We start from the raw sequence: 19,523 nt of genomic DNA, 5'->3' as shown, positions 1-19,523 counted from the left end.
AGCCATGACCGCCCCCGACCAGCCCCTCGCCGCGCCTCCCGGGATGGAGATCACCGAGGAGAACAAGTTCAAGGGCTCGTTGTTCATCGAGGCCTTCGACAGCCTGATCGACTCGATCGGCAAGGACGCCGAGTCCGAGACCGAGCGGGTCCTGGACATCACGTTCAACGCGATCGGCGCGGCCTCGTCGGTCGCCATGTTCGCCATGGACCCGTTCGGGTCGCTGCTCGGCGCGGGCATCGGCTGGTTGATCGAGCACGTCTCGTTCCTCAAAGAGGGCCTCGACCAGCTGATGGGCGACCCCGAGGACATCCAGGCCAACGTCGAGGCCACCAAGAAGCAGGCCGCCGAGATCCGGGTGCTCGCCGAGGACCACAAGCAGGGCCTGGTCAAGTTCGACGGCTGGACCGGGATGTCCTCCGAGCGGTTCCAGGCCAGCATGGACGCGATGGGCAAGGAGCTCGACGACCTCGCGGGGGCGGTCGAGACCAAGGCCAAGATCGTCGCGATCTGCGGTGTGCTGGTGCAGGTGCTGCGCGACATCGTCCGGGACATGATCGCCCAGCTCCTGGGGTCGTTGCTGGCGGGCGCGATCGCCGCCGCCGCGGCCGCGATCCCCACGTTCGGCGCGTCCATCGCCGCGTTCATCGGGTTCGCGGTCGGCAAGGCCGTCGCGCTGGCCACGAACATCGCGGCCCGCATCGCCCGGCTGATCGCCGCGCTGACCCGGAACATGGGCCGGATCAAGAACCTCGACGACATCGTCACCAAGATCGGCAAGGGCTGGGACCGGTTCGAGAACATCGCCGACGTCGCCGAGATCACCTGGGAGGGCTACAAGGCCGCCAACGACGTCGACAAGGACATCGACAAGGCCAAGAAGCAAGACGACGAGATGGACAAGGTCGAGGCGGCCAACGACAAGGCCAAGGAGGCCAACGAGAAGTACCAGGCCGCCAAGGACGAGGAGAAGAAGCAGGCCGACGAGGCCAAGGCCGCGGGCGACAAGCTCAGCGCGGCCTCCGACAAGGCCGCCGAGGCGAACAAGAAGGCCCAGGAGGCGGCGGACGCGGTGAACAAGGCCGCGGCGTCCGGTGACCAGGCCGCCTACGACGCGGCGATGGCGAAGTTCGACGCGGCCAAGGCCGAGGCGGACGCGGCACGCGGCGAGGCGGCTCGCGCGGCGGAGGTCGCGGCTCGCGAGGCCCGGGACATGTCCGACGCGGCGAACAAGTCCAAGGAGGCGTTGGACGGCACGAAGGCCCCGGACGACGCCGCCAAGGCCGCCTACGAGGAGTACAAGAAGAACAACCCGGGCGGCGCGGCGGACCCGGCGCAGGAGTCGGCGGCCAACGACATGTCCGCCAAGAACGACGCCGCCAAGGCCGCGAACGCCAAGTACGAGCAGGCCAACGCCGACTTCGCCGCCGCCAACGCCGCGGCAGCCGAGGCCAACGCGAAGGCGTTCGCGTCCGGCAGCGACGCCGACATCGCGGCGGCCGAACGCGCGTCCAAGGCGGCCCAGGAGGCGGGCAGGACCGTCGAGCAGGCCGCGAACGAGGCCAAGGCGTCCGGCGAGGCGGCGAAGTCCGCGTACGACTCGTACCAGGCCAAGTACTTCTCCACCTCGACGTCCACGGGATCGACCGGCTCGCCGAAGGTCCAGGTCTAGCCCCTCCGCAGGAGAGAACCGCTCATGGCGCCCAAGAACACCGGCGGCAGCTCCAGCCCGTCGCCGTCGCCGTCCCCGTCGCCCTCGCCCTCCCCGTCGCCGGCACCCCCGCCGCCGCCGGCGGGTGGCCCGACGGGGTCGTCGGGGTTCGGCATGAGCGGTTCCACCATGGAGGGTCTCCAGTCCAAGGCGGGGGACTTCCAGTCCCGGCTCAACGCCATCACCGGCGGGCTGCGCGGGTTGCAGCTGGGGCCGACGTCGCTGGGCCCGATCGGCTTGTTCGCCGTGCCGGCGTTGAACAACTCGAACAACAACTCGGTCGCGCAGGCGGAGCGGGCGGCGACGACGTTCGGCAACGTGCAGTCGGGGTTGAAGGCGACCTACGAGACGCACGTCAACACGGACCTGAACAGCCAGAAGGAGTTCAACAAGTTCAACCCGGACTCGGGCGCGCAGAAGCCACCGGGCGGCCCGACCACCGCGCCACCGGTGTCGTCGAAGTCGTCCGGTCCGCAGGTCAGCACGTTCGGCGGGGTGAAGGGTGGCACCGGTCCGGGCGTGCCGAGCGCGACACCCCCCGGCGGGCCGTCGGTCGGTCCCATCACGGGCCCCAAGGGCGGCGCGAACACCACCCCGGGCGGCGGCGCGAAGCCTCCGGCCGGCCCGTCGGTCGGCCACATCACCGGACCCAAGGGCGGCCCGACCACCACCCCGACCGGCGGACCGAAGACCTCCGGCGGCCCCTCGGTCGCTCCGATCACCGGACCCAAGGGCGGCCCGACCACGACCCCGACCGGCGGACCCAAGACCACCGGCGGCCCCTCGGTCGCTCCGATCACCGGACCCAAGGGCGGCCCCACCACCACCCCCACCGGCGGACCCAAGACCACCGGCGGGCCATCGGTCAGCCCGATCACCGGTCCCAAGGGCGGCGGTCCGGTGCCCACCGGCGCGTTCCCGGCCACGAGCACCCCGCCCGCCACGACTCCCAAGGGCGGCCCGACGCCCGGTGGCGGCCCCAAGGTTCCGGGCGGCATCCCCGGCAGCACGCCGGGCGGCGGTCCCAAGGTTCCCGGCGGCACCCCGGGCGGCATCCCCGGCACCACCCCGCCGCCCGGCACGAACCTCGGCCCCGGCGCGAAGACCGCGGCAGGTGCGGCCCCCACGGCGACCCCACCGACCACCACACCCTCCACTTCCCCGAAGGTCGGCACCCCGTCACCGATGGCGGGCGGCATGCCCCCGATGGGCGCGACCCCCGGCGGTCAGACGGCGGCCGGCAACACGGACCGGTCCAGCAAGTTCACCGGCGGCCCGACCAAGGGCGTCTTCGACACGCCCAAGCCACCCACCGGCAACGGCACCATCAACAAGGCCCCCACCTCGTCACCCTCCACGCCACCGGCCGCCCCGCCGTCCCCGAAGCTCGACAGCGCCCCGAAGCCACCACCCACCCCGTCGACGCCCACCCCGTCGACGCCCACCCCGCCGCCGAACCAGTCCGGTGCACAACCGAGGCCGAGCACCACTCCCACCCCGACGCCGACCACCGCCCCGGCGACGTCCCCGGTCACCCCGGGCGCGATGCCCCCGGCCACTCCCGGCGCGGCACCAGCCCCGAACACCGACCGGTCGAGCAAGTTCACCGGCGGCCCGAGCAAGGGCGTGTTCGACGCGCCCAAGCCGCCCACCCCGGACCCCACCATCACCAAGGCACCACCCACCTCCCCCTCCACACCACCCCCCGCCCCCAAGCCGACCCCGGCCGCCCAAACGCCGACCCCGAACACCACGGTCGCCCCACCGACCCCGAACACCCGGCCGGCCCCGCCTGCCACCGCCACCCCGAACCCCGGCCCCAACCCGGCACCGCACACCGCCCCGCCCGTCAACACCACCCCGAACGCCAACCCCAGCCCCAACCCCGCACCGGCCACCCGCTCGGCCCCAGCCCCCGAGATCCGCACCCGCCCGGCCCCGCCCACCACGGCACCCCCGGTCACCCCCGCCCCGCCCACCGTCACCCCGGCGGTCGTCTCCGGCGTCGTCACGGGCAACCCCGGCCCGTTCCAGTTCACCCCCCGCCCCCAGGCGAACTCCCCCGGCGCCCGCCTGGGCCGCTTCTTCGGCGCGATCCGGGACATCGGCCGCCTGTTCCAAGCCACCCCACCGCCGACCCCGACCTCGCCGCCGACCCCGACGGTCACCACGCCGAGCCCGATGGCACCGGTGTTGCGCCCGTCCGCGCGGCCCGCCGACCTCCCCGTCAACGACCTCAAGGCGCACATCCAGCAGGCCGTGCAGGAAGGCGCGCCGGTCCGCGCCCGCATCCTGCTCAACCGGTTGAAGGACAGCCCGCACCACGCCGAGCTGTCCGCCTACTTCCAGGAGCAGCTCGACTCCAACCCGAGCGTGCCGCCGGTCGACGTGCCCAAGCAGGTCAGCTTCGTCTGGTTCGGCAACACGCCCAAGCCGGGCGCGGTGGACAACATGGTCGCCTGGGCCGAGCAGGCCCGGAACGCCAACCCGCCGTGGCAGGTCACCCTGTGGACGGACCCGCGCTCGTCCAAGTGGGACCCGGCGACGCTCGACCAGCTCAAGAGCAACGGCATCGACATCCGGACCGACACCGGCGCCCTGGTGAACGAGCTGTCCCTGGACGTCGAGAGCCGCGCCGACACCCGCAAGCCCACGCTGGCCGACATCTACCAGAAGTCCGACCAGGTCGGCGCGTACAACCTCGCCTCCGACATCGCCCGGTACGCGGTCCTGTCCAAGCACGGCGGCGTCTACGCGGACGTCGACATCGCCCCCGGCACGGTGTCCCTGAACGACGTGGGCGACATGCGGATGCGCCAGGACGACGTCCCCCTGTTCGCGCCCCGCCTGCGCGACGAGAAGAGCGTCCGCGACGAGCTGGGCCTGGGCAAGGACGACCCGATCAGCGACGCCCAGGTGGCGGAGGCCGCCGCGGCCCGGTACGAGAAGGGGTCGCTGAACAACAACTTCATCGTCGCCCCGCCGAGTTCGAACTTCATCCGGGCGTTCGCGGACACCATCCCGCAGAAGTACACGTCCCTGAAGAACCAGGCGCCGGACGGCTTCGACAGCCAGCTGAAGAACCTGGCGTCGGACATCTCCGGCCCGACCGTGCTCAACGACTCGCCGGTCACCTGGATGAAGCCCGCCGAGGGCCTCATGGGCCGCTACACCATGCACAACTCGGACCTGGGCTTCCAGCCGTTCGAGGGCGGCCCGCTCAAGCCGCTGGTCACGCCGACGGACTTCCAGGCCCTGTTCGACCCGGCGATCAAGGACAAGTGGTCGGGCCTGAAGTGGGTCACGGACCTGAGCAGCGACCAGCTCGACACCCCGGCCGGACCATCCACTGTGGACACCCGGCCCGCGCCGAGCCCGGACGCGCAGGACCGGTCCGTCGACACCACACCCCCGCCGCCCGACCACCACACCAGGGACGTCCTCGACGACGAGTCCTGGCGGCACAGCACGGAGAGCACCGCGGACTGGTTCGGCCCGGACAACCCGCGTCCGGCGAGCGACTGGGACGCCGTGCGAGACAGGGCACCCGTGCGCACGGTGGACACCGAGGTCGCCGACGTGCAGCGGTCGAGCACGCCGGGCAGCATCGATTCCATCACGGGTCTGATCAAGCACGACGTGCGCCGGATGGAGGTCGCGCCCGGGGTCTGGGTCAAGGAGTACACCCTGAAGGTGCACCTGAACCCGGCGGACGGCGTCTCACCGTCCACTGTGGACGACGTGCGGAACAAGACCCTCCAGGGCGTGGACAAGCTGCTCAACCAGGGCTACCGGCTGCCCTCCGGCGACCAGTTCCACGCGCGGGTCGAGTTCGTCACCGACCCGGCGGACGCGCACACCAGCGTCAACGTCACCACCTCGCCCAACGCGGACCAGCTCAACTGGAGCACGACCTCCTCGCCGAACGTCCTGGCCCACGAGGTCGCGCACTACTTCGGCCTGCCCGACGAGTACAAGGACGCCGCCGGCCCCGACGCCCGCATCTTCAACAGCGACGGCAAGCCGCTGCCCGCCGGGCACACGCCGTCGAACCTGGTCGTGCAGGACAACGGCCTGATGGGCGCGGGCGTGGACGCCGACCCGTCGCTCAAGCCGCGCCACCTGTGGCTGATCGAGCGGACCACGAACAGCCAGGTGATGGTCCCCGACGCCGACCACGCCACCCTGCACGACCCGAACAGCCCCCGCCAGACCCCACCCCCGCGCCTCCCCGACCACGGCACCCGCCCCGACACGCGCCCGGTCGCCCCTCCGCCCCCGCCACCACCGCCCGCTCCCGGGAACCAGAACGTCCCCGCCAACAACGCGCCGGTCAGCAACCAGGGCGCACCCCCGCCACCCCCGCCACCCGGCGGCAACACCGGACCCGCCGGCGGTCCGCCCCCGCCACCGCCACCCGGTGGTCTCCCGCCGCAGCCGAACGCGGGCCCGGCCACCCCGCCGCAGCCGTTCGCCACGCGCCTGAACGACACCCTGACCGACGGCGTCTCCGCGCACCTGCCGGAGACCCTCCCGTCCACCCCGCTGGACATCGCGGGCGTGCAGGTCGACGTCGGCCAGATCCAGGCGGGCTTCGACGCCATGTTCGACACGCTCCAGCAGGAGTACGGCATCACGACCCGGCCCGCGGTCAACCCGGACCTGATCGTGCGCATGGACGCCCAGACCTTCGCCCGGCACTTCGCCGTCCAGCAGGCGATGGACGAAGCCCTCAACACCGGTGACCGCGGCGCGTCCGACCTGACCGTCGACCAGCTCACCGGCCAGGGCATCGACCCGCGGCAGGTCCGCGACGAGATCCTCGCCCCCGACTTCCTGGCCCGCCTCAACCAGGGCGACCCGGACGCGGTGGCCCGCCTCGACCAGGTGCTCGACCAGGTCGCCCAGCTCAAGGCGGGCAACGGCGACGTCGACGCCATGCGGAACCAGCTCATCCAGAACACCCTCACCAACCCGGCACGGGCGATCTCCGGGCACGTCCTGCTCAACACCGGCCAACTCGACGGCCTGACCAACGACCCCGCCCGCCGGGCCGACGCGATCCGGCACCTGCTGGTGCACGAGTTCATGCACGCGCACTCGGTGGGCAGCGACCAGACCTTCGCGCACCGGCACGGGCAGGGCGGCGTCTACAGCGCCAACCTCAACCCCGACGAGGCGATGACCGAGCTGCTCGCCCGCCGGATCACCGACGCGCTGGCACAGCGGCTGGGCGAAACCCCGCAGTACAACGAGTTCCCGAACAACGACAACGAGTTCGCGAACCGCGGCAACCGCTACCAGGACAACATCAACCGCCTCACCAACGAGCTGAACAAGCCGGACCGCCCGTGGGCGCCGTTCAACGCCGACCAGGCCTTCCGCACCATGCTCGGCGAGTACTTCGGCACGAACACCACGCCCGACACCCAGAACCCACCGCCGGCCGACGACAACACGCCCCCGCCACCACCTCCGGCCGACAACAACGGCACACCCCCGCCGCCACCTCCACCGCCGCCCGTGAACACCCGTCCGGCACCGAGGTCCGCCCCGCCCATCCCGATGGTCGTGGTCACCCCGCCCGTGCCGACGGCCGTGCTCCCCGGCCCGCTGCCCGAGTTCTTCCAGTCCAACCAGGGCCTCGGCACGATCGCCACCAACGACGTGCGCGGCGTGGACAAGGTCACCGGCGCCCTCACCACGCTCCTCGACACCCAGAGCCCGAACGCCAAGCAGCTCGGCGTCGACCACATCGGCCAGGAGCTCAGGACCAACTTCGAGTCGTTCCTGGACGGCGGCCGAACCTTCCAGGTCAAGGTCGGCGGCACCTGGCTGGACGCCAAGGTCCAGGCCGTCCTGCACAGCCCCGCCGCCGACGCGACCACCACCCCGCCGCAGACCACCAAGGTCGACATGCAGGTCAACAGCGGCGCCACCACCTCCACCACGACCAACCTGACCACCGCCAACTCCCTCGGCGTCAGCGCGGCGGCCAGTCAGGGCCTGGGCGCGTACGGGGCGGTCTCGGTGAGCACCCCGCTGTCCACGCCGGTCACCACCGTCACCACCAGCACGTCCACCACCGACAACCGGGTGATCCGCGCGGGCGAGACGTCCACGCGGGTCGACGTCCCGGTCAACGTCCTGGTCACCCTGTCCGACCCCGTCACCGGCACGGTCGTGGGCCAGCAGAGCGTCCACACGGACGACGGCGGCCCTGTCGAAGTGTCCCTCCAGATCCCCGACGACCTGCGGCACCTCGGCCCCGGCGTCCCGGGCGAGGTCACACCGGCGGACGGGTGGGGCGCCAAGGTCGAGCACGTCGTCCCCGAGGCCGTGCACGTCAACCCGGCCGACGCCGACGCCGCCTTCAAAGCCCTGTCCGCGGCCCTGCACCCGTCGATCACGCTGCCCGGCGCGGACGGGCGCACGGCGCTGCGGGACTTCCTCAGCGGCACGAACATCCGCGACAACCTGGGCCCGATGCTGAGCGGCTGGGTCACCTCACCCAACCTGACCAGCCCGAACGGCGGTCACACGGGCGCGGTGCGGATGACCGCGCACCCGGTGTCCGCGGAACTGGTCGGCACCCACAGCGCAGCCCAGCTCCGCCTGCACGACGCCACCACCACCGGCACGGGCACCAGTTCCACGGTCAGCAGCGGCGTGGACGTGAGCGCGGCCTTCGGCGGCGGCGTGGGCGCACCCAACGTCGCCGTCGGCTCGGGCGGGATCACCGGCGGCTACGGCGCGAAGACGTCCGTCACCGCCAACACCGGCACCACCACGACGAACAAGACCGGCATCCAGGTCAAGGGCGACACCGGCCTCTACAAGGTGACCACGAACGTCGAAGTCCAGACGTCCAACGGCAAGAGCTTCACGTTCCCGGTCACCTCCTACGTCCGCATGGGCCTACCGGAAGCCGCCGCGCACGGCCTCAAGACCCCGGACGGCACGCGCGACTCGATCACCAGGCCGACCAAGGACGGCAAGCCGCGCTTCGAGCCGCTCTACCTGTCGACGGGCCTGGCCGCGGGCAACATCAAGGTCGGCGAGTTCGCCCCCGCGAGCAACGTGCAACCGGCCGTGGAGCAGGCGCTGCGCAACGCACCGGAGCTGAAGGGCCTGCTGCCGAACTGGGAGGTCGAGGCCGACCGGCTCAAGGGCGCGCACAAGTCGTCCGAACTGGCCCAGCAGCTGGCCAACCAGCGCAAGCTCGACGCCGAACTGTCCCCCACCGCGCTCAAGTCCAAGATGGACAGTCTGCTCGGGCCGGGCGTGCAGGTGCAGTTCAAGCGCGAAGGCATGGCGCACAACGAGTTCGTCAACGTCAAGATCACCGCGAAGCTCTCCGAGGGCACCCACCTCGGCGAGGCGGACGCGCGCAACATCCGCGGTTCGTCGTCCACCGCGCCCAAGCTGGACAGCGCCGCCAGCACCCAGAAGGGCTTCAGCGCGGGCGTCGAGGGCCGCGGTGGCGCGTCGCTCAAGCCGCCGGGCGCGAGCGTGTCGCCGACCGCGGCCGTGGCCGCGAAGTACAACCAGTCCACGGCCGTGAAGACCGCGGCCAGCCCCACGGTGGCCAGCAACTCCCTGCACGTGGGCAGCGCGGACGCGCAGGTCTTCGCCCACGACGTCGAGTTCACCATCGAGATCACCGAGTTCAGCCGCACCCAGGCGTGGGTCAAGCGGGTCACGATCGGCTCGCCGAACCTCCAGGTGCCCGACCCGAAGCCGGTCGCCACCATCACGTCGGCGGACAACCCCGACCTCGGCGGCAAGGTGCACCTGTGGGTGTCGGACGGGTCGGCGCTCAAGACCGACCAGAAGGCGTTCAAGCCCGGCGACCCGACCACCGTGCCGCTGCCGCCGACCGTCACCGTGTCCTCGGTGCTCAACCCGCCGACTACCAAGCCGAAGCAGCCGGACTGGCTGCACGTCGAAGCGGTGGCGAACGCGGAAACCCTGCGCGACAACGCCATCAAGCTGCTCAACGAGGCGTCCGGCGGCAAGGACACCGCGCTCACCGTGCCCGGCACGGAGTCCCGCAACCAGATCGACAAGATGTTCTCCCCGGAGAGCCTCAAGGCGAACCTGCGGAAGATGGCCGAGACGGGCGTCAGCGAGACCGGTCTGCGCTTCGACCGCCGGGTCGCCGACCGGACGGGCGCGATCGGCATGTCCGTGGAGCTGAGCGCGCCGCGCCTGGTGTCGGTCTCCGACATCACGCCGACCGAGAACTCGACCACCGGCGGGTCGAAGGCGGGCGAGACGACCACCACCAACAAGTCGGTCGACGCCACGGCGTCCGCCGGCTTCGGCGCACGGCCCAGCGGCGCGTCCCCGAAGGGCGCGAGCGGGTTCACCGCGCAGGGCAAGTGGACGCCGTGGTCGAAGTCCGACGCAAAGACGACCGAGGTCGGCGGGTCCGTGGACCGCAACCTGGTCACGCCGCCCGCCGAGCGCACCGTGCTGGTGCAGATGGACGCCACGTTCACCGTCGCGACCGAGAGCCGCAACGAGAACATGGTGAACAAGGGCACGCCGCAGGCCAAGGCGGCGGCCGTGGTCATGCCGGGTGGCGTGTTCGTGCGGGTCAGCGAGCAGACCGCGCGCGAGATGGGCCTGCTGCCCGACGTCAAACAGCCCGAACCCGCCAAGCACGGCACCATGCAGCCGCCCAAGCGGCTCAACCCGAACGAGCCGGGCGCACTGGGCCTGAGCCTGGTCGACAAGGCCCCAGACCTGTCCGCGACCGTCCGCAACCTGGCCGCCGAGGTCAACAAGGGCACCAAGCTCATCCCGGACTCGGTGCTGGACGACTCGATGGGCAACCTCCAGCGCCTGGTCGACCTCACCTCGCCGACCAGCGTGAAGGCGCTGGTGGACAGCGCGCTGGACGGCGGTGTGCCGCTGCTGCTGCACAAGCCCGGCGCGGTGATCGGCAAGGACAGTTACCAGGTCACGCTCAAGGCGCACGTGGGCGTGCCGGTGTTCGACAAGGCGGTCAACGACGGCCGCGAGATCGAGCACACCGTGTCCGCCACCCGCAAGGACGCCGACGCGCAGAGCAAGGGCACGAGCTGGGGCCTGGGCGTGAAGGCGCCCGGCAGCGCGGTGCCCGACGCGTCCGGGAACCTGTCCGGCAACGTCGGTGTCGCGGTCGGCGCGAACGTCGGGTTCGGGCAGACCAAGACCACCACCGACGCCACCACCGACCAGTTCGGGCACCTGCGCGCGGGCAGCGGACCGGCCGTCCGCTACGACGTGCCGGTCCGGTTCGAGCTGGTGGTGGAGAAGGGCGGCAAGGTCGTCGGCACCGCCGTGAGCCCGGAGACCAACCTCGGTGTCCGGCTGCACGCGGACAGCGTGCGGGTGCAGCCGCCGACCGGCCCGGAGGCCCGCGACGGCTACCGGGCCGAGGCGAGCAGCCAACCCGCGACCGAGGCCGCGCCGGACCGCGTCACCACCTGGCAGAGCACGGGCGTGGACCTGCCGACCACCGCGTCCGTCGAGGGCATGCGGGGTGCGGCGGACGTGCGGCGGGCCGCGATCGCGGCGCTGGAGAAGGCGGGCGCGGGCAGCGGGATCACCGGCAAGGGCACGGCCCCGCTCAACGCCCTGCTGTCCACGCTCAGCTCCGAGCACCTCCAGCCGAGCCTGCCCGGCATGACCAAGGACGGGCTGGACGTGCCCGGCCTGCACGAGTCCACGCTCGGGTCGGCGCAACACGCGAACCTCAAGGTGTACGCGCGGCTGGTGAACCCGAAGCTCGGGTCGCTCAGCGACTCGGTCAACCTGGAGAACCCGACCACGACCGTGCACGCGGTGTCCACGGACGTGAAGTCCGCGCAGACCGGGGACGTGTCGATCGGCGTGGCGAGCGGCGGGTTCTCCCAGTCCGCCAAGGACGCCCAGGGCGATCCCGACCCCGTGCACACGCCGAGCTTCTCCACCGGCGGCATCGAGGGCAAGCACGCGAGCGAGGCGTCCACGACCGACTCGTCCGGACCGACCGGCAACAAGGTGCAGAACCTCAAGCCGCAGGGCCGGACCGGGCTGGTGGAGTTCGACGTCGAGTACCGGTTCGTGGCGGACCTGGGCGGCGGCAAGGTCGGCGTGTACGACCTGACCGTGCCCGGTTCGGCGGACGTCCGGATGCCCGCGAGCGACGTGGAGACCCTGCTCGGCCGCCCGTTCGGCGACGACCTGGGCGCGGCGCAGACGGCCGTCAAGGACACCGCGGCCGACTGGCGCAAGGCCGAGGTCGCGGTGGACGACGCCCGGCACGCGGCGCAGGACCTCATCACCGAGTCCGCCGCCAAGAAGGCGAACGCCCAGCAGGCGGTGGCCGACGCCCGCGAAACCCTCGACCAGGCGGTCCAGGCGCACGACCTGGCGGTGCGGGACCTGCCCCGGTTGCGGCAAGCGCTCCAGGACGCGCAGCAGGCCGAGCAGAACGCCTACGACACCCTGCGGGAGCGTCAGGCCGAGGTCCTGGAACGCGAGCGCGTGGCCCGCCGGACGGCGACGCTGGCCAACTTCGCCACCCAGGACGCGGCAGCCGCCGAGGCCGCCGCGAAGGCCGCCGAGGACCTGGAAGCCGCGCGCAACGCGGAACTGGCCGCCATGGAACTGGTCACCAACGCCACCACCACGATGGTGCGGGCCGAACTGGACCTGAACCCGGTCGCCGAGGCGGCGCAGAAGGCGGACCTCGATCGGCAAGCCGCCCAAACGGCCTACGACCAGGCGGTCGAGGACGCCAGGCGCGTCGAGCAGGAGGCGGACCAGGCCATCCTCGCCGCCGAGACCACCCTGGCCGAGCGCCGCGCGGCGGCCGACGCCGAGCAGGCCAAGTGGTGGGCCGCCAAGTCGGCGGTCGACCAGCAGGTCACCGCCTACAACACCACGGCCCCGGCCCCGCAGACCCCGCCCGCCGCACCACCACCCGCCGCACCGCCGCAGAACCCGCCCGCCGGCTCCACCACACCGCAGAACCCGTCCACCGCACCCCCGCAGAACCCGCCCGCCGCGCCTCCCGCACCCACCCCGGGCCCGGCGCGCTCGGTCCTGGACGACCTGTCCTGGCGGCACAGCACCGCCCCCGACGCCGAGTGGTTCACCCCGACGAACCCGGTCCCGTCCACCACCATCGAGCAGGCCCGCGCCACCGCGCCGATCACCTCGACGGTCCGCGGCGAGGACAGCGGGGTCATGGCCAACTCGACCATCACCCCCAACGGCATCACCCTCAACGCGTGGCGCGGCCCCATCGCCTACGACGTCCGCACCATGACGATCGACGGCGTCGAGGTCCACGACCTCACGGTCAAGCTCCACCTCGACGGCCGGCCCGACCAGGCGGCGGCCGTCCGGGAACGCGCCCGCGCGGGCGTCGAGGAGCTGTTCAACCGGGGCAACCGCCTCCCCGGCGGCGGGCAGCTGCACGTCACGGTCGAGTTCACCGACAACCCGGCCGACGCCCACGCCACCGTCGCCCTCACCGACCCGGACGGCCGTCCCGACCAGCTGCACTGGCCGGTGGACACCGACCCCCGCCGCCTGGCCCACGAGGTCGGCCACTTCCTCGGCCTCCAGGACGAGTACCTGGAGACCGGCGCGGTGAAGCCGGTCTTCCAGCACCAGGACGGCAGGGGCCGGGTCGTGTCCGACAACGCGCCCATGACGGCGGGCATCGACGCCGCCGACACGTCCCTCAAGCCCCGCAACGCGTGGCTGATCGAGAGCCGCATGAAGGCGCTGGAGTCCTTCAACCCGCCCACCGCCGAACCGTGGTCCGACACCACCTCGGCGCCGAACGCGCCCGTGAAGCGCGACCTCGACGCCATGCAGATCGACGACGTGCCGCCCAGCGAGTCGCACAAGCGCCAAGAGCGCGAGGACGACGAACCGTCCGATGTGGACGAAGACGTCGAGATGACCGACGACGACACGGTCACCCTCGACAACGCGGGCGGCATCCAGAACGCGGCCTTCGAGAACCTCGCGCGGGGCCGGGCCCTGACACCCATCACCCCGGGCGACTACCTCGACCGCACCCGCCGGAGCATCGCGAACAACGAGCCGCCGGCGTTCGTGGTGAACATGATCGTCCGGGCGGGCGAGCTCGACCAGCTCGACACCGTCATCGCGGGCGTCATGGCGAACACCCCGCCCGAGCTGCACGGCCGGGTCGCGTTCGTGCTCGGCGTCAACGCCCCGACCCGCCAGGAGATCGACACGGCCCTGGCGCAGGCCAACGCCACCGTCCAGGCCCGGCCGGAACCGATCGCCCTGGTCAACCTGCCCCACCCGAACCGGGGCTTCGCGTTCGGCGAGACCCGCAACCGGACCCTGGACAGCAACGCCCACCGGTTCGCCGTGCACGCCCTGGCCGCCAACGGCAGTCACCCGTACGTGTCGGTGATGGACTTCGACGCGAGCGACCGCCGCACGCCGTCCGGCGACCACGTCTTCAGCCACGTGACGACCCTCATGGACGCCACGGACGTGGACGACAACCCCGAACCGCTGCGCCCGCTGCTGGTCGGCGGCGGCTACCGGGTCACCGACCCGCAACAACTGGTCCGCGACACCCTCGCCCGGATCAACGGCGACCAGTCCCTCGACCCGGCCACCCGGCAGTCCTATGTGGACACCGTCAACCACCCGGACTTCGTGGCCCGGTTCGAGCAGCACATCGCGGCCGACATGCACGCCCGCCGCAACCAGTCCGGCATCCACCCGCTGCTGCCGTACACGCCGGAGCCGAACCTGTTCGTCGACGCCCTCGTGCCGCTGGTGGACGACACCGTCCGCTTCGGCCCGGACGGCGCGGAGTTCGGCGGCCTCGGCCGGTCGCTCAACCGGTTCTACGCGGCCGAACTCGCGGCCGTGCACGCACCGGACCTCGCGCACGACGCCGCCGCCGACGTGCGCGAGCGGGTGAACGTGGACGCGCAGAACAACCGGCACCCGGTGCGCGGCCTGGCGTTCGCCACCGACTTCGTGGACGGCGCCACCGGCACCGACCTGTCCCGCCTGGCCTACGGGCAGGTCAAGGACGGGCGGCTGCCGCAGTCGCACACCGCCCTGCCGAACGTGACCGAGCGGTTCGTGGCGAACAAGAAGGCCAAGGAGGGCACCCGGTTCGCCAACCAGCGCGCCGAGGCCGCCGCGGGCCGGGTCCCGGAGCCGTTCCCGGTGCCGCCGCCCGGCCAGTCCTCGACCACGTGGGCCCCGAGCACCACCACCCGGACCCAGCTGGGCGCGCCGAAGAAGAACGCGCTCAACCCGGCCGTGTCCGCGCCGCTGCCCACGCCGTTCCAGGGCGTCACGGCGGGCGTCCAGCCGGAGCACAAGGTCGTGTCCGCGCACGGCCTGGTCACGTCCGACCACGTCAGCGAGGCCCGGCGGCACCTGCGGTTCATCGCCACCGACCTCCTGCCGACCGCCCCGCCGCCCACCCCCGACGGCCTCTACTCGACCCTCGGCCAGGCGGCCGGCGTGGACCCGGTGGCGCTGCGGCGGGACGTGGTGACGATGGCCAACGGCGACGACGCCGCGCAGACCGTGGCGGAGTTCACCGTGGCCCGACCCATGCGCCGGGGCCACCTCTACGGGTCGCTGGTGGAGAACCTGAACTGGTCGTTCCGCGACCCGGCGGAGAACGCGCGGGCGGGCAACGCGCGCGACCTCACCGGCCGGTTGATCGCCACCCGACTGGGCGTGAACGTCGTCATCCACCAGGGTGGCGCGCCGACCGTCCTGCACCCGTTCACCGGTCCGGCGCAGCACTCGGTGGAAATCGAACTCGTGGTGGTGAACGGCGTCGCGACTTACCGAAGGCGCCCCTGAAACAGATCTCGAACAGGTCTCGAAATGCGGTCCGGATCACTCGCCCGAGTGATCCGGACCGCACAAGCACACCCTCTGACCTGTGAGGTGAATCGGTGCAGATCGGTGCACCGGAGTCGCGGCCATTCACCACTGTTCTGTCAGTCACAGAGGCGGGCGGCCATTGGGTCACCGGAAGCACGCGGGACTAGCATCCGGGGGTCAAGGTCCCTCCCAGTACGGGGAGACCAGTCCACCACTGACGCTGGAGGCCGTTGCGCATGGCCGGCACCACCGCAACCGAGCGGTCGGGCACCTCCAAGGGAGGCGGCACGCTCTACCGTGGCGATCTGGGCATGTGGTCCTGGGTCGCCCACCGCATCACCGGTGTGTTGACGTTCTTCTTCCTGTTCGCGCACGTCCTGGACACCGCGCTGGTGCGGGTGTCGCCGGACGCGTACGACAAGGTCATCGAGACCTACAAGAACCCGGTCGTCAACCTGTTCGAGGTCGGCCTCGTCGGGGCGGTGCTCTACCACGCGCTCAACGGCATCCGCGTGATGCTCGTCGACTTCTGGGCCAAGGGTCCGCGCTACCAGCGCCAGATGCTCTGGGCGATCCTGGCCGTTTGGGTGCTCGTGATGGTTCCGGGCGCCTACTTCATGCTGGTCCGCACGGTGACCGAGATGTTCGGGGGTCAGTGAGATGAGCGAGTTGACCCTGGCCAAGCCGCGCACCCCGCGCCGCCCCGCCGCCCGCCGCAGCAACGGCGAGCTGTACAGCTGGCTGTTCATGCGCATCTCGGGCCTGGCGCTCGTGGTGCTGGTGCTGGGCCACCTGTTCATCATGAACGTCCTCGACGGCGGTGTGCACCGCATCAACTTCGGCTTCGTCGCCGGCCGCTGGGCCTCGCCGTTCTGGCAGTTCTGGGACCTGGCGATGCTGTGGCTGGCGCAGATCCACGGCGGCAACGGCCTGCGCACGGTCATCAACGACTACGCCCGCAAGGACGCCACCCGGTTCTGGCTCAAGGTGCTGCTGTACGTCTCGATGGTGCTGATCATCGGCCTCGGCACGTACGTGATCTTCACCTTCGACCCGAACATCACCGACTGACCCGCCGCGGGGAGTACCACGACATGCAGTTCCACAAGTACGACGTCGTGATCATCGGCGCCGGCGGCGCCGGGATGCGCGCCGCGATCGAGTCCGGTCAGCGCGCCCGCACGGCGGTCCTCACCAAGCTCTACCCCACCCGCTCCCACACGGGCGCCGCGCAGGGCGGCATGTGCGCCGCGCTGGCGAACGTGGAGGAGGACAACTGGGAGTGGCACACCTTCGACACGATCAAGGGCGGTGACTACCTGGTCGACCAGGACGCCGCCGAGATCATGGCGAAGGAGGCCATCGACGCGGTCCTCGACCTGGAGAAGATGGGCCTGCCGTTCAACCGCACGCCCGAGGGCAAGATCGACCAGCGGCGGTTCGGCGGCCACACCCGCAACCACGGCGAGGCGGCCGTGCGCCGGGCCTGCTACGCGGCCGACCGCACCGGCCACATGATCCTCCAGACGCTGTACCAGAACTGCGTCAAGCACGGCATCGAGTTCTTCAACGAGTTCTACGTGCTCGACATCTGCCTGACCGAGACCGAGGACGGCCCGGTCTGCACCGGCGCGGTGGCCTACGAGCTCGCGACCGGCGAGATCCACGTCTTCCACGCCAAGTCGGTCGTGTTCGCCACCGGCGGTTTCGGCAAGGTCTTCAAGACCACGTCCAACGCCCACACGCTGACCGGCGACGGCATGGGCATCGTCTTCCGCAAGGGCCTGCCCCTGGAGGACATGGAGTTCTACCAGTTCCACCCGACCGGTCTGGCAGGCCTGGGCATCCTGCTCACCGAGGGCGCGCGCGGCGAGGGCGCGATCCTGCGCAACGCGTCCGGCGAGCGGTTCATGGAGCGCTACGCCCCGACCATCAAGGACCTCGCACCGCGCGACATCGTCGCCCGGTCGATGGCCCTGGAGGTCATCGAGGGTCGCGGCGCGGGCCCGAACAAGGACTACGTGCTGCTGGACTGCACGCACCTGGGCGCCGAGGTCCTGGAGACCAAGCTGCCGGACATCACCGAGTTCGCCCGCACCTACCTCGCGGTCGACCCGGTGAAGGAGCCGGTGCCGGTGTACCCGACCGCGCACTACGCGATGGGTGGCATCCCCACCAACGTGCACGGCGAGGTGCTGCGGGACAACGACCACATCGTCCCCGGCCTGTACGCGGCGGGCGAGTGCGCGTGCGTCTCCGTCCACGGCGCGAACCGCCTGGGCACCAACTCCCTGCTGGACATCAACGTGTTCGGCCGCCGCGCGGGCATCGCCGCCGCCGAGTACGCCAACAGCCACGAGCACGTGGACCTGCCGGAGAACCCCGCCAAGGTGGTCGAGGAGCAGGTCGCGCTGGTGCTGTCCGAGCACGGCCACGAGCGCGTCGCGGACATCCGCACCGAGCTCCAGGCCACGATGGACAAGAACGCGTCGGTGTACCGCACCGAGGACACACTCAAGCAGGCCCTGCACGACGTGCAGGCGCTCAAGGAGCGGTACCAGCGGATCACCGTGCAGGACAAGGGCAAGCGGTTCAACACCGACCTGCTGGAGGCCGTCGAGCTGGGCTTCCTGCTGGAGCTGGCCGAAGTCCTGGTGGTCGGCGCGCTGGCGCGCAAGGAGTCCCGCGGCGGCCACGCCCGCGAGGACTACCCGAACCGCGACGACACGAACTTCATGCGCCACAGCATGTACTACAAGCAGGGCGAGGGCCTGTCGGCGGACATCCGCCTGGACTACAAGCCCGTGACGTTCACCCGGTACCAGCCGATGGAGCGCAAGTACTGATGACCGCTACCGCTGAAGTGTCCACCGGCTCCCGCGGCGCCCAGCCCCCGGTGCCGGACGGCGCCATCACCGTCACCCTGAAGATCCGCCGGTTCAACCCGGAGGTCGACCCGGAGCCGCGCTGGGACGAGTTCGAGATCCCGGCCCTGCCCTCGGACCGCGTGCTCAACCTGCTGCACTACGTCAAGTGGTACCTCGACGGCACCCTGACCTTCCGCCGCTCGTGCGCGCACGGCATCTGCGGCTCGGACGCCATGCGCATCAACGGCGTCAACCGCCTGGCCTGCAAGGTGCTGCTGAAGGACCTGCTGGCGCCGAAGGGCAAGCAGACCACGATCACCATCGAGCCCATCAAGGGCCTGCCGGTGAACAAGGACCTGCTGGTCGACATGGAGCCGTTCTTCGAGGCGTTCCGTGCGGTCAAGCCGTACCTGATCACCTACGGCAACGAGCCGACCCGCGAACGCATCCAGTCGGTAGCCGACCGCGAGCGCTTCGACGACACCACGAAGTGCATCCTGTGCGCCTGCTGCACCACGTCGTGCCCGGTGTACTGGACCGAAGGCTCGTACTTCGGCCCGGCAGCCATCGTCAACGCCCACCGCTTCATCTTCGACTCCCGCGACGAGGGAGCCGAGGAACGCCTGGACATCCTGAACGACATCGACGGCGTGTGGCGCTGCCGAACGACCTTCAACTGCACCGACGCCTGCCCCCGTGGCATCCAGGTGACGAAGGCCATCCAGGAGGTCAAGCGCGCCCTGCTCTTCAAGCGCGTCTAGCACTGAGCACGAAAAAGAAGGCGGGACCACTTCCGGGTGGCCCCGCCTTCTTTTCGCTTTTCGGCGCGCGCAGCGCGCTGTCTCCGGTGGTGACCACCACAGGTGGAGGGCCTCGGTTCCCCCGCCGTATGGCCTGCCCGAAGGGCTACCGCACTTCGGGCCGGGTGCAGCCGAAAGTTTTTGCGAGGAACGAGCAAAAAGTTTTAGCGGCACCCGGCCCGAAGTGTGGTTGGCTCCGCCAGGCCATACGGCGGGGGAACCGACGCCCTTCACCCCCCGCTGGCGGCCTGCCGC

The 19,523-nt window shown here is 71.2% G+C and carries 7 protein-coding genes; 6 read left to right on the top strand and 1 reads right to left on the bottom strand.

Going from position 1 to position 19,523, the window contains the following annotated elements; all coding sequences use genetic code 11:
- Positions 1-4: 4 nt before the first annotated feature.
- The gene (locus DFJ66_RS27545) at positions 5-1,672 is read left to right on the top strand and encodes a hypothetical protein (RefSeq protein WP_121225202.1); all 1,668 of its coding nucleotides are present in this window, start codon (positions 5-7) and stop codon (positions 1,670-1,672) included.
- On the opposite strand, the gene DFJ66_RS43010 is transcribed toward DFJ66_RS27545, so the two are convergent.
- Positions 1,669-1,842 carry a hypothetical protein gene (locus DFJ66_RS43010; protein WP_170199035.1) on the bottom strand — a complete coding sequence of 58 codons (174 nt, stop codon included), beginning with the start codon at positions 1,840-1,842 and terminating at the stop codon, positions 1,669-1,671. The genes DFJ66_RS27545 and DFJ66_RS43010 overlap by 4 nt on opposite strands.
- On the opposite strand from DFJ66_RS43010, the gene DFJ66_RS27540 reads away from it, so the two are divergent.
- The 5 genes from DFJ66_RS27540 (at position 1,826) to DFJ66_RS27520 (ending at position 19,229) form a co-directional block, all read left to right on the top strand.
- Positions 1,826-15,577, top strand: a complete 13,752-nt coding sequence (locus DFJ66_RS27540; RefSeq protein WP_147459377.1) for a glycosyltransferase — start codon at positions 1,826-1,828, stop codon at positions 15,575-15,577. The genes DFJ66_RS43010 and DFJ66_RS27540 overlap by 17 nt on opposite strands.
- Before the next feature lie 260 nt (positions 15,578-15,837).
- Entirely contained in the window at positions 15,838-16,260 is a 423-nt protein-coding gene (gene sdhC, locus DFJ66_RS27535; protein ID WP_121225198.1) for a succinate dehydrogenase, cytochrome b556 subunit, read from the top strand.
- A gap of 1 nt (position 16,261) precedes the next feature.
- Positions 16,262-16,672 (top strand): succinate dehydrogenase hydrophobic membrane anchor subunit, encoded by a 411-nt coding sequence (locus DFJ66_RS27530; protein WP_121225196.1) that lies wholly within the window; start codon positions 16,262-16,264, stop codon positions 16,670-16,672.
- A 23-nt stretch (positions 16,673-16,695) separates the two neighbouring features.
- A complete protein-coding gene (sdhA, locus tag DFJ66_RS27525; protein ID WP_121225194.1) occupies positions 16,696-18,447 on the top strand; it encodes a succinate dehydrogenase flavoprotein subunit in 1,752 nt (583 codons plus the stop codon).
- Complete coding sequence (locus tag DFJ66_RS27520; RefSeq protein WP_121225192.1) at positions 18,447-19,229, top strand: succinate dehydrogenase iron-sulfur subunit; 783 nt, start codon at positions 18,447-18,449, stop codon at positions 19,227-19,229. The genes sdhA and DFJ66_RS27520 overlap by 1 nt, the downstream gene beginning before the upstream one ends.
- Positions 19,230-19,523 lie beyond the last annotated feature (294 nt).

Source organism: Saccharothrix variisporea, assembly GCF_003634995.1.
Lineage (GTDB): Bacteria > Actinomycetota > Actinomycetes > Mycobacteriales > Pseudonocardiaceae > Actinosynnema > Actinosynnema variisporeum.
Note: the sequence above shows the minus strand (reverse complement) of the source record. Positions and strands in the feature narration are given on the sequence as shown.